Source organism: Luteibacter sp. (assembly GCF_009912395.1).
Taxonomy (GTDB): domain Bacteria; phylum Pseudomonadota; class Gammaproteobacteria; order Xanthomonadales; family Rhodanobacteraceae; genus Luteibacter.
In genome coordinates, this window is the sequence record NZ_WNDO01000032.1 from 23,565 (window position 1) to 38,823 (window position 15,259).

At 67.2% G+C, this 15,259-nt stretch carries 13 protein-coding genes; all 13 read left to right on the forward strand.

Translation table 11 applies throughout. The features are described 5' to 3' along the window. Positions 1 to 39: 39 nt before the first annotated feature. The 13 genes from rsmH (at position 40) to ftsZ (ending at position 14,985) form a co-directional block, all read left to right on the forward strand. On the forward strand, positions 40 to 966 hold the full coding sequence (gene rsmH, locus GAK28_RS21390; protein ID WP_291784215.1) for a 16S rRNA (cytosine(1402)-N(4))-methyltransferase RsmH: 927 nt from the start codon (positions 40 to 42) through the stop codon (positions 964 to 966). Continuing rightward, positions 963 to 1,235: a cell division protein FtsL gene (ftsL, locus tag GAK28_RS21395; RefSeq protein WP_291784217.1), complete on the forward strand. Its 273-nt coding sequence runs from the start codon at positions 963 to 965 to the stop codon at positions 1,233 to 1,235. The genes rsmH and ftsL overlap by 4 nt, the downstream gene beginning before the upstream one ends. Beyond that, on the forward strand, positions 1,232 to 3,037 hold the full coding sequence (locus tag GAK28_RS21400) for a penicillin-binding transpeptidase domain-containing protein (protein ID WP_291784218.1): 1,806 nt from the start codon (positions 1,232 to 1,234) through the stop codon (positions 3,035 to 3,037). Before ftsL ends, GAK28_RS21400 begins: the two co-directional genes overlap by 4 nt. Beyond that, the gene (locus GAK28_RS21405; RefSeq protein WP_291784220.1) at positions 3,034 to 4,527 is read left to right on the forward strand and encodes a UDP-N-acetylmuramoyl-L-alanyl-D-glutamate--2,6-diaminopimelate ligase; all 1,494 of its coding nucleotides are present in this window, start codon (positions 3,034 to 3,036) and stop codon (positions 4,525 to 4,527) included. Before GAK28_RS21400 ends, GAK28_RS21405 begins: the two co-directional genes overlap by 4 nt. After that, positions 4,524 to 5,888, forward strand: coding sequence for a UDP-N-acetylmuramoyl-tripeptide--D-alanyl-D-alanine ligase (gene murF / locus GAK28_RS21410; RefSeq protein WP_291784222.1), 1,365 nt, complete (start codon positions 4,524 to 4,526; stop codon positions 5,886 to 5,888). Before GAK28_RS21405 ends, murF begins: the two co-directional genes overlap by 4 nt. Further along, positions 5,878 to 6,960, forward strand: coding sequence for a phospho-N-acetylmuramoyl-pentapeptide-transferase (mraY, locus tag GAK28_RS21415; protein ID WP_291784224.1), 1,083 nt, complete (start codon positions 5,878 to 5,880; stop codon positions 6,958 to 6,960). The genes murF and mraY overlap by 11 nt, the downstream gene beginning before the upstream one ends. Positions 6,961 to 6,966: 6 nt before the next feature. Beyond that, positions 6,967 to 8,187, forward strand: coding sequence for a putative lipid II flippase FtsW (ftsW, locus tag GAK28_RS21420; RefSeq protein ID WP_291784226.1), 1,221 nt, complete (start codon positions 6,967 to 6,969; stop codon positions 8,185 to 8,187). Then, positions 8,184 to 9,269: an undecaprenyldiphospho-muramoylpentapeptide beta-N-acetylglucosaminyltransferase gene (gene murG / locus GAK28_RS21425; protein WP_291784228.1), complete on the forward strand. Its 1,086-nt coding sequence runs from the start codon at positions 8,184 to 8,186 to the stop codon at positions 9,267 to 9,269. The genes ftsW and murG overlap by 4 nt, the downstream gene beginning before the upstream one ends. Beyond that, positions 9,266 to 10,705, forward strand: a complete 1,440-nt coding sequence (gene murC / locus GAK28_RS21430; protein WP_291784230.1) for a UDP-N-acetylmuramate--L-alanine ligase — start codon at positions 9,266 to 9,268, stop codon at positions 10,703 to 10,705. Before murG ends, murC begins: the two co-directional genes overlap by 4 nt. Then, positions 10,705 to 11,670 carry a D-alanine--D-alanine ligase gene (locus GAK28_RS21435; RefSeq protein ID WP_291784233.1) on the forward strand — a complete coding sequence of 322 codons (966 nt, stop codon included), beginning with the start codon at positions 10,705 to 10,707 and terminating at the stop codon, positions 11,668 to 11,670. Before murC ends, GAK28_RS21435 begins: the two co-directional genes overlap by 1 nt. Before the next feature lie 4 nt (positions 11,671 to 11,674). Continuing rightward, entirely contained in the window at positions 11,675 to 12,415 is a 741-nt protein-coding gene (locus GAK28_RS21440; RefSeq protein WP_291784235.1) for a cell division protein FtsQ/DivIB, read from the forward strand. 8 nt (positions 12,416 to 12,423) lie between these two features. Beyond that, positions 12,424 to 13,659, forward strand: a complete 1,236-nt coding sequence (gene ftsA, locus GAK28_RS21445) for a cell division protein FtsA (protein WP_291784237.1) — start codon at positions 12,424 to 12,426, stop codon at positions 13,657 to 13,659. 129 nt (positions 13,660 to 13,788) lie between these two features. Further along, on the forward strand, positions 13,789 to 14,985 hold the full coding sequence (gene ftsZ, locus GAK28_RS21450; RefSeq protein WP_291784239.1) for a cell division protein FtsZ: 1,197 nt from the start codon (positions 13,789 to 13,791) through the stop codon (positions 14,983 to 14,985). The last annotated feature ends 274 nt before the right edge of the window (positions 14,986 to 15,259 follow it).

Consider the following 15,259-nt stretch of genomic DNA (forward strand, 5'->3'; position numbering starts at 1 on the left):
CTGAATTTCTAAGTAGTGGCGTAACGGGAGCGGGATGTGGTGACGGCGGGGCGCGAAGTACACATCCCGGTGATGCTCGACGAAGCGGTGGAGGGCCTCGCCTTGCGCGAGAACGGGCGCTATCTGGACGGAACCTTTGGTCGGGGCGGTCACGCCCGGGCCATTCTGGACCGTCTGTCCGCCGACGGTCGCCTCTACCTCATGGACCGCGACCCGACCGCCATCGCCGTAGCCGAAGCCGGGCTCGCCACCGATCCGCGCGTGTCCCTACGCCACGACAACTTCGCCACGATGGGCGAATGGGCGGCCCTCGAAGGCGGCCTCGACGGCATCCTGCTCGACCTGGGCGTCTCCTCGCCGCAGCTCGACGATGCCAGCCGTGGCTTCAGCTTCATGGCTGATGCGCCGCTGGACATGCGCATGGACACCACGCGCGGCATCAGCGCCGCCGACTTCCTGGCCGAGGCCGACGAGGCCGAAATCGCCGACGTGCTGTGGACCTTCGGCGAAGAGCGCTTCAGTCGTCGCATCGCCAAGGTCATCGTGGAGCGTCGCGCCACCGCGCCGATCGCCCGCACCGGCGAACTCGCCGAACTGGTCGCCCGTTGCGTCGGTCGCCGCGAGCCGGGCAAGAATCCCGCGACCCGCACCTTTCAGGCGCTGCGCATCCGCGTGAACGCCGAACTCGAATCCGTGCAGCGTGGCCTCGACGCCGCGCTCGAACTGCTCAAGGTGGGTGGTCGCCTGTCGGTCATCAGCTTCCATTCGCTGGAAGACCGCACCGTCAAGCAGTTCATCCGTTCGCACGAAGGCCGCGTGCAGGGCAATCGCCGCGCACCGCCCACCGAAGCCAAGGCTGCGCGCCTGAAGCCGGTCGGCAAGGCCATCTTCCCGTCCGATGCCGAAGTCGCCGCGAACCCGCGTTCGCGTTCCGCCGTGCTGCGCGTGGCGGAGAAACTCGCATGAAGGTCTTCGGCGCGTTCTGCCTCACGATCCTGCTGCTGGCGGTCATCGCCAGCGCGATCGGTGTGGTGTGGACGCGTCACGAGAGCCGCATCCTGTTCGTCGAGCTGTCCCGCCTGCAAAGCCAGAAGGACGATCTTGGCGTCGAATACGGTCGTCTCGAACTGGAGCAAGCCACCTACGCCGAGCCCAGCCGCATCGATGCGGAAGCCCGCGCCCGCCTCGGCATGTACACGCCGAAGCAGCAGGACATCCAGCTGGTGCGCCGATGAGGGCCCGCTACGGCAAGCCCGTGGTGCCGAGCCGCCGCCGCGGCCAGGGACCGAGCCCGCGCAAGCGCATGACCGTGATGGTGGCCTTGCTCTGCATCGCCGCGTCCGGCCTCGTCGTGCGTGCGTTCGATCTCCAGGTGGTGCGCAAGCAGTTCTACCAGGACCAGGGCGATGCGCGCTTCCTGCGCGAAATGCCCATCGCTGTGTCGCGCGGCACCATCTTCGATCGCAACGGCGAGCCACTTGCCGTGTCGACGCCGGTCGCCTCGATCTGGGCCAACCCGCCCGAGGTGCTCGAAAACGCCGATCGCATCCCGGAGCTGGCGCATGCGTTGCACGTGGACGCCGACGACCTCAAGCAGAAGATCGAGGCGCGCGCCGACAAGGAATTCATGTACATCGCCCGCCAGATGCGTCCCGAGGACGCGCAGGCGGTCGTCGACCTGAAGATTCCCGGCATCGCCTCCCAGCGCGAATACCGTCGCTATTACCCGTCGGGTGCGGTGAACAGCCATATTCTCGGCTTCACCAATATCGACGACCACGGCCAGGAAGGCCTGGAACTCGCTTTCGACGAATGGCTGGCCGGCAAGCCGGGCGCCAAGCGCGTCATCCGTGACCGCATGGGTCATGTGGTGGAGGACGTCGAGCTGGTGCGCGAGCCGCAGCCGGGCCGTGATCTCACGCTGTCGATCGACCGCCGCATTCAGTACCTCGCCTACAGCGCCCTCAAGGACGCTCTGGAAAAGAACAAGGCCGACTCCGGCTCGATCGTGGTGATGGATGTCCACACCGGCGAAGTGCTGGGCATGGCCAACCTGCCGTCGTTCAATCCGAACGCCGTGCGTGGCAGCACCCCGCAGGAGCGCCGCAACCGCGCCGTCACCGACGTGGTGGAGCCGGGCTCCACGATGAAGGCGTTCACGATGGCCGCCGCGCTCACCAGCGGCAAGTACACCCCCACCTCGCCGCTGATCGAGACCTCGCCGGGTACCTGGATGATGGGTGGCCACCCGGTGCGCGACACGCATAACTGGGGCACGCTCACCCCGACCGGCGTCATCACCAAGTCGTCGAACGTCGGTGCGGCCAAGATCGCGATGACGCTGGACACCGATTTCCTCTACGGCATCTACAAGTCGTTCGGCATCGGCAACAGCACGGGCAGTGGCTTCCCCGGCGAGGCCTCCGGCTACCTGCCGGTGGGCCGTACCTGGAAGCCCATCGAGAAGTCGCGCCTGGCCTACGGTTACAACCTCAACGTGACGCCGCTGCAGCTGGCCACCGGCTACGCCGCCATCGGCAATGGCGGCCAGTACCGCGCGCCGTCGTTCATCAAGGGCGCCGACAACCCGCCCAATCAGGTTGTCACCCCCGAAGTGGCCCATGAACTCGTGCGCATGCTCGAGACCGTGGTCGCCCCGGGCGGCACCGGCTACGGCTTCGCCTCCGTGGCCAACTACAGCGTGGCCGGCAAGACCGGTACCTCGCACAAGAACTCCGCTGGCGGTTACTACGCCAACAACTACATTTCGCTGTTCGTGGGCATGATCCCGGCCAGCGCACCCCGCATCGTCACCGTCGTGGTCATCAACGACCCGAAGGGCGGCCGCTACTACGGCGGCTCGGTCGCCGGACCGGCCTTCGTCCAGGTGATGCAGGGCGCGGTGCGCCTGCTGGACATTCCACCGGACAACGTCGGTCGCTGGTACGCCGGTGGCCCGAGCCAGGGTGGCATGATCAGTACGAACAACGCACCGCCACAAGCGGACGACAGCGCGGCGGAAGAGGTGGTCCCATGACCATGCGCCTCGCGGATCTTCTCGACGGTTTCGCCGACGCCCCGGGTGTCGGCGAAATTCTCGTTTCCGGGCTCTCGCTCGATTCGCGTGCCATCGTCGAAGGCAACGCCTTCGTCGCGCTGCGCGGCACGAAGGGCCACGGCATGGACTTCGCCGCCAAAGCGGTGGAGCAGGGCGCGTCCGTCATCCTCGCCGAAGCGCCGTTCGACGCCGTCGATCCGGGCGTGCCAGTGGTGACGGTGAAGGGCCTTCGCGAGAAGACGGGGCGCATCGCCGCCCGCTTCTACGGTTCGCCGTCGCAGCCCCTGCAGGTCATCGGCGTCACCGGCACCAACGGCAAGACCTCGACCGTGCAGCTCATCACGCAGGCGCTGGCCTTCCTCGGTCGCAAGCCGGCGTCGGTGGGCACGCTGGGCGCGGGCATGCATGGCGCCGTCGTCGAAGGCGAGCGCACCACGCCGGACGCGATCAGCATGCAGTCGCTGTTCGCGGACTTCCGCGAAGCCGGCGCCACGCACGTCGCGATGGAAGTGTCCTCGCACGCGCTGGAGCAGGGGCGGGTGAACGCCGTCGCCTTCGACGTGGCCGTGTTCACCAACCTCACGCGCGACCATCTCGACTACCACGGCACGATGGAAGCCTACGGCGCGGCCAAGGCGAAGCTGTTTGCCTTCGAGGGTCTACGCGCGGCGGTGATCAACATCGACGACGCGTTCGGCCTGAAGCTGGCCAAGGGCCTGCCGGAAGGCGTGGCGAAGCTGCGTACCTCGATGGCCCACGAGGCCACCGAGAAGGACGCCGAGATCCGCGCGGACATCATCGTCACGTTGGCCAAGGGCCTGTCCTTCAATCTCAACACCCCGTGGGGCATGCGCACCGTGCGCAGCGCACTGCTGGGTCGCTTCAACGTCGCCAACCTGCTCGCCGTCGCGGCGGTGCTGGGCGCGCTGGGCGAACCGTTCGACCGCATCCATGCCGCGCTGGAATCGCTCCAGCCCGTCAACGGACGCATGAGCCGCCTCGGCGGCGACGGTAAGAAGCCGCTGGTGGTCGTGGATTACTCGCACACGCCGGACGCCTTGAAGCAGGCGCTGCTGGCACTGCGTTCGCACACCAAGGGTCGACTCATCTGCGTCTTCGGCGCCGGTGGCGACCGCGACCAGGGCAAGCGCCCGATCATGGCCGGCATCGCCGAGCGCCTCGCCGACGTGGTGATCGTCACCGACGACAACCCGCGCAGCGAGGACGGCGACACCATCGTCGCCCAGATCGTGGCCGGCTTCGCCCACCCCGACACCGTCATGGTGGAGCGCGACCGCGCCTCCGCCATCGCCCTGGCCCTGTCCGATGCGAAGGCCGACGACGTCGTGCTGATCGCCGGCAAGGGTCACGAAACCTATCAGGAAGGTCCGCAGGGCAAGCAGCCCTTCGACGACCTCGCCGTCGCCCGCGAGGCGATGGCATCCAGCACCAAGGGAGCCCGCGCATGATGCGCCTTTCCGCCGTCGCCCTCTGGACTCGCGGCCGCCTGCATGGCGCCGATGTCGAGGTCACCGGCTTTTCCATCGATACCCGTACCCTCAAGGCCGGCGATCTGTTCGTGGCCCTGCCGGGCGAGCGCGTGGACGGCCACGATTTCGTGGCCATGGCCGCCGAGCGTGGCGCCATCGCCGCGCTGGTCACCCGTCCCGTGGACGCGCCGATCGCCCAGGTCATCGTCGACGACACCCAGCTCGCGCTGGGCGACCTGGCCAGCGCGGTGCGTGCCCAGAGCAATGTCCGCGTCATCGGCATCACGGGCTCCAATGGCAAGACCACGGTGAAGACGCTTACGGCGTCGATCCTGTCGCGCCACGGCCGCACCCACGTCAACGCTGGCAACTTCAACAACGAGCTGGGCATGCCGCTGACCCTGCTGGGCATGCCGGCGGACACGCGCTACGCCGTGCTCGAAATGGGTGCGGGCAAGCCGGGCGACATCGACTATCTCGCCGCCATCGCGCGGCCCGATATCGGCCTCGTCAATTCCATCGCGCCTGCCCATCTTGAGCGCATGGGAACCATCGAAGGCGTCGCCGAGACCAAGGGGGCGCTGTACCAGGCGCTGCCGCCCGACGGCGTCGCGATCATCAATGCGGACGACGAGCGCTTCGCCGGTTTCTTCGCCGGCCTGGCTGGTTCGCGTCGCACGCTTCGCTATGCCCTGACCCATCGTGCTGACATCGGCGCCGATATCGTCGAGGAACGCATCGACGGTACGCATTTCGTGCTCTCGACGCCGCACGGCGACGGCGACGTGCACCTGCCGCTGGCGGGTCGCCACAACGTTGCGAACGCCCTGGCCGCCGCCTCCATCGCCATCGCGCTGGACGTGCCGGTGGAAACCATCGTCGAGGGTCTTGAGCAGGTGCCGCGTGTCGCGGGCCGCCTCAACCTCGAGCCGATGCCGGGCGGCTGGACGCTGATCGACGACAGCTACAACGCGAACCCGGGTTCCGCCGCCGCCGCCATCGACACCTTGTCGCTGGCCGAGGGCGAGCGCTGGCTGATCCTCGGCGACATGGCCGAACTGGGCCCCGACGCCGTGAAGATGCACGCCGACACCGGTCGCCTGGCCCACCAGCGTGGTATCGACCGCCTGCTGGCGACCGGGGCGAAGAGCGCCGCGGCGGTGGAAGCCTTCGGCGAAGGCGCCCATCACTTCGATACGCAGGACGCCCTGATCGCGGCCGCGTGCCACGACATCCACCAGGGCGTCACCGTCCTGGTGAAGGGGTCGCGCTCCTCCGGTATGGAGCGAGTCGCGGCAGCGATGAAGAAACACGCTGAAGGAGCATCCCATGCTGCTTGAACTGGCGGAATGGATGGCTCGGCACTTCACGTCGCTGCATCTTTTCCAGTACATCACCTTCCGCGCGATCATGGCGGCGCTCACCGCGCTGGCCGTGTCGCTGCTGCTCGGTCCGGCGATGATCCGCAAGCTCGCCGCCCTCAAGGCGGGGCAGGTGGTGCGTAGCGACGGTCCGCAGACCCATCTTTCCAAGGCCGGCACGCCCACGATGGGCGGCACGCTGATCCTGTTCGCCATCGGCATCTCGACGCTGCTGTGGGCCGACCTCGGCAACCGCTATGTCTGGGTCGTGCTGCTGGTGACGCTGCTGTTCGGCGCGATCGGCTTCTACGACGACTACCGCAAGCTGGTGTTGAAGGATAGCCGCGGCCTCGCCAGCCGCTGGAAGTACTTCTGGCAGTCGGTGTTCGGCCTCGCCGCCGCGGTGTTCCTGTACCAGACCCACCAGCTTCCGGCCGAGACAGCGCTGTACGTGCCGCTGTTCAAGCAGGTGGCGATCCCGCTCGGCGTGCTCTTCGTCGTGGTGGGCTACTTCATCATCGTCGGCTTCTCCAATGCGGTGAACCTTACCGACGGCCTCGACGGCCTGGCGATCATGCCGAGCGTGCTGGTCTCCGGCGCGCTGGGCATCTTCGCCTACCTCGCCGGCAACAAGCTGTTCTCCGAGTACCTCGGTATCCCGGCGATTCCGGGTGCGGGCGAGTTGGCGATCTTCTGCAGCGCGCTGTCCGGCGCGGGGCTCGGCTTCCTCTGGTTCAACACCTATCCGGCCCAGGTTTTCATGGGCGACGTCGGTGCGCTGGCCATCGGCGCCGCGCTCGGCTGCGTCGCGCTGATCGTGCGCCAGGAGATCGTGCTGCTGGTGATGGGCGGCGTCTTCGTCATGGAGACCGCCTCGGTGATGCTCCAGGTCGCCAGCTTCAAGCTGCGCGGCAAGCGGATCTTCCGCATGGCGCCGATCCACCACCACTTCGAACTGAAGGGCTGGCCCGAACCCCGGGTCATCGTGCGTTTCTGGATCATCAGCGTCGTGCTGGTGCTCATTGGTCTGGCTACCTTGAAGGTGCGCTGAGAAATCATGTTCGGCTTCGGCAACAAGCAGGCACAGCGCCGGCAGGGCCCGCGGGGGAGTTTCGACCTCCCGCTGCTCGTGGCCGCGCTCGCGCTCGCCACGATGGGCGTGGTGATGGTCACCTCCGCCTCCATCGCCGTGGCCGACGGCTCGCACGTGGGCGCGTTCTACTACCTCAAGAAACACCTGAGCTTCCTGGCGCTTGGCTTCGTGCTGGCCGGTGTCGCCATGCGCACGGAACTGAAGACGATCGAGAAGCACAGCACGCTGCTGCTGCTCGTCGGCATCTGCATCCTGCTGCTGGTGTTCGTGCCGGGCTTCGGCATGCGCATCAACGGTGCGCGCCGCTGGATCAACCTGTTCGTCACCAGCTTCCAGCCGGTGGAAGCGGTGAAGCTGATCCTTGTGGCCTATCTGGCCAGCTACCTCGTGCGCCATCGCGAAGGCGTGGAATACGAACTGTTCGGCGTGGTGAAGCCGATCGCCGTGGCCGGTTTCATGGTGCTCCTGCTGCTGGCCCAGCCCGACTTCGGTTCGGCGGCCCTCGTGGTCGCCACCACGGTCGGCATGGTCTGGCTGGCCGGTGCCCGCATGCGCAACCTCGTGCTGCTGGCGATGCCGCTGATCCCGCTGCTGATCTACGCCACCACCGCCGAGGACTACCGCATCAAGCGCCTCACCTCCTTCCTCGATCCGTGGAAGGACCCGTTCAATGACGGTTTCCAGCTCACCCAGGCGCTCATCGCGGTGGGTCGTGGCGAATGGACCGGTGTGGGTCTGGGCTCCAGCGTGCAGAAGCTGTTCTACCTGCCCGAGGCGCATACCGACTTCATCCTGGCCGTGCTCGCCGAAGAGCTGGGCCTGGCCGGCATCGTGGTCGTGATCGGGCTCTACATCGTGCTCGTCGGGCGTGGACTGTATATCGGCCTCAAGGGCGTCGAGCTCGGCCAGCGTTTCTCGGGCTACGTGGCCTACGGCATCTCGCTGATGATGGGTTTCCAGGCGATGGTATCCATCGGCGTGAATCTCGGTGTGCTTCCCACCAAGGGTCTGACGCTGCCCTTGATCAGCTCCGGCGGTTCGTCGGTGCTGATGACCTGCGCGATGGTCGGTGTGCTGCTGCGCGCCACCTTCGAGATCAACCGCGCCGAGGATGCGCGCCAGTCCGCTGTGCGCCAGCCGGCGAACGCGGTGCCGACCTCGGCTCCGGCGGGAGGCATGGCATGAGCGCCCCCGTCCTGATCATGGCCGGCGGCACCGGTGGCCACATCTTCCCGGGTCTGGCCGTGGCCGACGAGCTGCGTTCGCGTGGCGTGCCGGTGGCTTGGCTCGGCGCCGAAGGCGGCATGGAGACGCGTGTCGTGCCGGCGCACGGTCTCGACCTGCACACGATCAAGGTCGGTGGCCTGCGCGGCAAGGGCATGAAGACCCGACTGCTCGCCCCGGTGATGCTGGTGCGTGCGTTGTTCGAATCGCTGGCGTTGCTGCGCAAGCTCAAGCCCCGCTGCGTGCTGTCGATGGGCGGCTACGTCGCGGGTCCGGCTGGCGTGGCCGCGAAGCTGGCGGGCATTCCGCTGGTGGTGCACGAGCAGAACGCCGTCGCCGGCTTCACCAATCGCAAGCTCGCTTCGTTCGCGAAGCGCGTGCTCACCGGTTTCCCCAACGTGCTGCCGAACGGCGAGTGGGTGGGTAATCCGGTGCGCGCCCGCATCGCCGCCGTGCCGGCTCCCTTCGAGCGCCTGGCCGGTCGCGACGGTGCGCCGCGCCTGCTCGTGCTGGGCGGCAGCCTCGGCGCCCGCACGCTCAACGCCGTACTGCCCAAGGCCCTGGCCCGCATGGCGGCAACGGGCGCCATGGTGCCCGAGGTGGTCCACCAGACCGGTGAGCGCAACCTGCAGGAAACACTCGACGCCTATACCGCTGCCGGCAGCGCCGCGAACATCGTGGCCTTCATCGAAGACATGGCCGGCGCTTACGAATGGGCCGACCTCGTGCTTTGCCGCGCCGGCGCGCTGACCGTCGCCGAACTGTGCGCCGCCGGCCAGGAAGCCGTGCTGGTGCCGTTCCCGTTCGCGGTTGACGACCACCAGACCGCCAACGCCCGCGCGATGGTCGACGTGGGTGGTGCACGCATCGTCGCCGACGGCGCGTTGTCCAGCCACGAATCGCCGGACATGCTGGCGAAGCTGCTCGACGAACTGCTCGTCGACCGCAACCGCATCCTTTCCGCCGCCAATGCGTCACGCACGCTGGCCAAACCCGACGCTGCATCAACGATTGCCCGTCACTGCATGGAGGTATCCGCATGACGCCCGGTCGTTTGCGCGCCCACGACGATTTCATGACCTCGTTCCGCCGAGTCCACTTCATCGGCGTGGGCGGCGTCGGCATGAGCGGCATCGCCGAAGTGCTGAACAACCTCGGCTATAGCGTGTCCGGTTCCGACCGCGCGCATTCGCCGACCACGGAACGCCTGGCCAGCCTGGGCGTCCAGGTTCATATCGGCCACGATGCCTCGAACATCGACGGTGCCGACGTGGTGGTCACCTCCAGCGCGATCCGCCAGGACAACCCGGAGCTGGTCGCCGCGCGCGCCCAGCGCATCCCGACCGTGCCGCGCGCCGAGATGCTCGGCGAGCTGATGCGCTTCCGCCGTGGCATCGCCATCGCGGGTACGCATGGCAAGACCACCACCACCAGCCTCGTCGCCAGCGTGCTGGCCGAGGCCGAGTACGACCCGACCTTCGTCATCGGTGGCCAGCTCAACGCCGCCGGCGCCAACGCGCGCCTGGGCACGGGCCAGTATCTCGTGGCGGAAGCCGACGAATCCGACGGCTCGTTCCTGATGCTCTCGCCGGTGATCGCGGTGGTCACGAACATCGACGCCGACCACCTCGAGAACTACAACGGCGACTTCGCCCAGGTGAAGAAGGCCTTCGGCGATTTCCTGCATCGCCTGCCGTTCTACGGCATGGCCGTGCTGTGCATCGACGACGAGGAAACCGCGAAGCTGGCGCAGGACACCTCGCGCCGCTTGGTCACCTACGGCATCGACAACCCGAAGGCCGACGTGGTCGCCACGAACGTGCGCCAGATCGGTTTCCAGATGCAGTTCGACGTGCGCCTGCCGGGCATGGCCGACGCGCTGGCCATCACGCTCAACCTGCCGGGCCTGCACAACGTGCAGAACGCCCTCGCCGCTGCGGCGGTGGGCTGGCAGCTCGGTGTGGAAGGCGAGGCCATCGCCCGCGCGCTGGCCGGTTTCCAGGGCGTGGGCCGTCGCTTCCATCGTCGCGGCGAGATCGCGCTGGACACCGGCAACGCACTGCTGGTTGACGACTACGGCCACCACCCGCGCGAGCTGGCCGCCGTGTTCTCCGCCGCACGCGGTGGCTGGCCCGACCGTCGCCTGGTCGTGGCGTTCCAGCCGCATCGTTACAGCCGTACCCGCGACCTGCTCGACGACTTCGCCAACGTGTTGGCCGAGGTCGACGTGCTGGTGCTTACCGAGGTCTACCCGGCCGGTGAATCGCCGATCGCCGGTGCCGACGGCAAGGCCCTGGCACGCGCGATCCGTGCGCGCGGCAAGACCGATCCGGTGCTGGTCGACCACCCGCGCGACCTGCGCGACACGCTGCCCGCGCTCGCGCGCGACGGCGACCTGATCATGCTGCTGGGCGCCGGCGACATCGGCACGGCGGCCATCGAGCTGGCCAACGCCGGCCACCTGAGGACCCGTAAGTGATGAGCACCACCCGTTTCCCGCGCCTGGTCACCGATCCCGCCCAATTCGGGCGCGTGGCGGTGGTCTACGGTGGCAATTCCGCCGAGCGCGAGGTGTCGCTGAATTCCGGCAAGGGCGTGCTGGACGCACTGCGCGCCGGTGGCGTCGACGCGCATCCGATCGACGGCATTCCGGCGTTGCTCGACGCCGTACGCGCCGGACACTTCGCGCGCGTGTTCAACATCCTGCACGGCGCGGGCGGTGAGAACGGCGAGCTGCAGGGCGCGCTTCAGTCGCTCGGCGTGCCGTATACCGGTTCGGGCGTGCTGGGTTCGGCGCTGTCGCTCGACAAGATTCGCGCCAAGCAGGTCTGGCAGGCGTTGGGCCTGCCGACTCCGAAGTTCCGCGCGCTGCCGCGCGGTGCCGATGTGCACGCCGCCGCGCGCGAGGTGGGCTTCCCGCTAATCGTGAAGCCCGCCTGGGAAGGTTCCAGCGTCGGTGTCACGCGCGTTTTCAAGGAGTCCGACCTGGACGCCGCCGTGGAACTGGCGCACCGCTATCCCGGCGATCTGCTGATGGAAACGCTGATCGAAGGTGACGCGCACGAGGGCGGCGAGTTCACCGTCGGCATCCTGGGTCGCGAAGTGTTGCCCACGATCAAGATCGTGCCGGCAACCGAGTACTACGATTACAACGCCAAGTACGTCGCCGACGATACGCAGTACATCTGCCCCGGCCTTTCCGGTTACGCCGAGGAGGAGATGCGCGCGCTCGCGTTGCGCGCCTTCGACGCCGTGGACTGTTTCGGCTGGGGTCGCGTGGATATCATGCGCGACCGTCACGGCAAGAACTGGCTGCTCGAGGTGAACACCGCCCCGGGCATGACCTCGCACTCGCTCGTGCCGAAGGCTGCCGCCGTCGCAGGCCTGGATTACCCGGCCCTGTGCTGGCGCGTCCTGGAAACCTCCATGGAAAGGAGGGCATGAAGAGATGAAGGGAGCCGCTGCCACGCGGATCGTCGCCTGGGGCATCGCCATCACCTTGGTGGTGTTGCCCATTGTCGGCGTGATGCAGGGCTGGTTTGCCGCCAATCGTTGGCCGGTGACGCAGCTGAAGGTCGAGGCGGAGTTCACGCACGTCAGTGCGGAACAGATCCGCGCGGCCGTGCTGCCCAGTCTTGGCAAAGGCTTCTTTGCAACCAATCTGGAAAACGTGCGCCGCTCGATCGGTGGCCTGCCCTGGGTGGAGTCGGTGGAAGTGCGCAAGCGCTGGCCCGACACGCTGCTGGTGCGCATCTACGAGCGTCAGCCGTTCGCGCGCTGGAACGGTACTCGCCTGATCAGCCGCCAGGGCCAGGTGTTCGACGCGCCGGGTGCCGACCAGATGGGCGATCTGCCACGTCTGTCGGGACCGGACTCGCGGCTGGCCGAGGTGGTGAGTTTCTACGCCCAGGCACGCAAGGCCTTCGAAGGTCGCGCGCAGATGTCGGTGGTGGGTGTCAGCTTGTCCGAACGCGGCAGCTGGAGCGCCATCACCGAAAGCGGCGCGGAGATCGTGATCGGCGACCGCGAACAGGCGGACCGCCGTCTCGCGCGTTTCCTCGACGTCTACCCGCAACTCCTTTCAGGTCATCGTGGCGGATTCGCCTACGCCGACCTGCGTTACACCAACGGATTCGCTATCCGGTGGCCGCCACAGGAAAACACGGCCACCCCAAAGGTCGGAAGCTGAGCTAATACATGAGAAACAAGAACGACAAACAGCTCGTCGTCGGCCTCGACATCGGAACCTCCAAGGTCGTCGCGATCGTCGGCGAGTACGAGCCCGGTGAACCGATCGAAGTGATCGGCATCGGCACCCACGTCTCGCGCGGCATGAAGCGCGGCTCCGTCGTGGACATCGAATCGACCGTGCACTCGATCCAGCGCGCGGTGGAAGAGGCCGAGCTGATGGCCGGCTGCGACATCCGCTCGGTGTATGCCTCTATCTCGGGCAGCCACCTGGAAACCCGCAACTCGCACGGCACCGCGGCGATCCGCGACCGCGAAGTGATGGCGGCCGACCTCGAGCAGGTGCTGGAGGCGGCGAGCGCCGTCGCGATCCCGGCTGACCGCAAGGTGCTCTACAAGGAGTCGCAGGAATACCGCATCGACGGCCAGGACGGCATTCGCCATCCGGTCGGCATGAGCGGCGTGCGCCTGGAAGCCAGCGTGCACCTGGTCACCGGTGCCGCCAGTTCCGTGCAGAACATCTCCAAGTGCATCCAGCGTTGCGGCCTGTCGGTGGACGAACTCGTCCCCGCTGCCGTCGCCAGCGCCAAGGCCGTGCTGACCGAAGACGAACTGGAGCTGGGCGTGTGCCTGGTCGACATCGGCGCGGGTACCACGGACATCGCGATCTACACCCAGGGCGCGATCCGCTACACCAAGTCGCTGCCGGTGGGCGGTGACCAGGTCACCAACGACATCGCCTATGGCGTGCACACGCCGACCGCGCATGCCGAGGAGATCAAGATCAAGTACGCCTGCGCGCTGGCCCAGCTGGCCCACGCGGAGGAAACCATCCAGGTGCCCAGCGTCGGCGATCGCCCGCCGCGTCGCCTTGCCCGGCAGGCGCTCGCGCAGTCGGTGCAGGCGCGCTACGAGGAAATCTTCGAGATGGTGCAGGACGAACTGCGTCGCTCGGGCTACGAGAGCCTGGTCGCTGCGGGCATCGTGCTGACCGGTGGCGCCGCCCGTATGGAAGGCGCCCTCGAACTGGCCGAGGAAATTTTTCACAAGATGGTCCGTATCGGCGTGCCACAGCACGTCTCGGGCCTGGGCGACGTGGTTTCCAGCGAACTGCATTCCACGGGCGTGGGCCTCCTGCTGCACGGCTCGCGCGCCAGTGGAGGCAATCGTCAGATGAGTTCCGCCGTCGGCAACGTCGGCAACATGGTCGAGAAGTTCCGCAGCTGGTTCAGCAAGAACTTCTGACCAAACGCTTCATCGGCGCCCAAAGGATGGGGGGCGCCGGGGCATAAGGACGGCCCGCCGCTCGCGATCGACAGGAGTCGGTCACGGGACATAAACCAAAAAAACTAAAAGTTCTGCGGAGGACGGGAAATGTTCGAACTAATCGAAAAGCTGGCACCGAATGCGGTCATCAAGGTCATCGGCGTGGGTGGTGGCGGCGGCAACGCCGTGGCCCACATGGTGAACTCCAACATCGAAGGCGTCGAATTCGTCGTCGCCAACACCGACGCGCAGGCCATGAAGAGCTGCGGCGGTCGCACGCACCTGCAGCTCGGTGGCAACGTCACCAAGGGCCTGGGCGCGGGCGCCAACCCGGAAGTCGGCCGTCAGGCCGCGCTGGAAGATCGTGAGCGCATCGAGGACATGCTCGAAGGCGCCGACATGGTCTTCATCACCTGCGGTATGGGCGGTGGCACCGGTACCGGCGCCGCGCCGGTCGTCGCCCAGCTCGCGAAGGAGAAGGGCATCCTGACGGTCGCCGTCGTGACCAAGCCGTTCCCCTTCGAAGGCCGTCGCCGCATGCAGGTCGCCCTGAAGGGCATCGAAGACCTGTCGCAGCACGTCGACTCGCTGATCACCGTGCCGAACGAGAAGCTGCTCTCGGTGCTGGGTCGCGAAGTCACCCTGCTCAACGCCTTCAAGGCCGCCAATGACGTCCTTCTGGGCGCCGTCCAGGGCATCGCCGACCTGATCACGGCCCCGGGCCTGATCAACGTCGACTTTGCCGACGTGCGCACGGTCATGAGCGAGATGGGCATGGCGATGATGGGCTCCGGCACCGCCCGCGGCGACGACCGCGCGCAGGCCGCCGCCGAATCGGCCATCAACAACCCGCTGCTGGAAGACGTCAACCTGGCCGGCGCCTGCGGCATCCTGGTGAACGTCACCGCCGGTCCGAATCTCACCATGCGTGAGTTCGACGAGATCGGTCGCGTGATCCACGACTTCGCCTCGGAAGACGCGACCGTCGTGATCGGCACCTCGCTGGATCCGGACATGCAGGACGACGTCCGCGTCACCGTGGTGGCCACCGGCCTGAACCGCGGTATCGTCGCCGCCAAGCAGCCGGTCCGCCAGCCGGTGCAGCAGCAGGTCGAGATGCGCCAGCGTCCGCGTCCGGTCGTGCTGCGCACGGGCACGGGCAACGAAGTGGTCGACTACGCTCAGTCCGAGCCGGTCCCGTCGGTCTCCTCGCGCGCTGAACCGGCTCAGCAGCCGGCCAAGAGCCAGGAACCGGCGATCGACTACCTCGACATCCCGGCCTTCCTGCGTCGCCAGGCGGACTGATCGCGTCAGCCAAACGCTCCAAGGCACGTTAAGGAAAACGTGAGGACGACCCGGCACGATGCCGGGCCGCCCGTCGCCCCATCGCCGCTCCCGTCCGGGCGGTGGGGCGACGCCGTGCCGCCTTGAAGGCAACCCGGGAGAAAATTCAATGAGTTGCAAGTAATTGATGCGTCGCGCAATTCTGTCGCACGAGCGATGAGAACTGTTCTCAGAAAAAACTGAAGCCTCGGTGAAAGGATGGTTGAGCTGTACTGTCCGGTTTGTTTATTCCGAG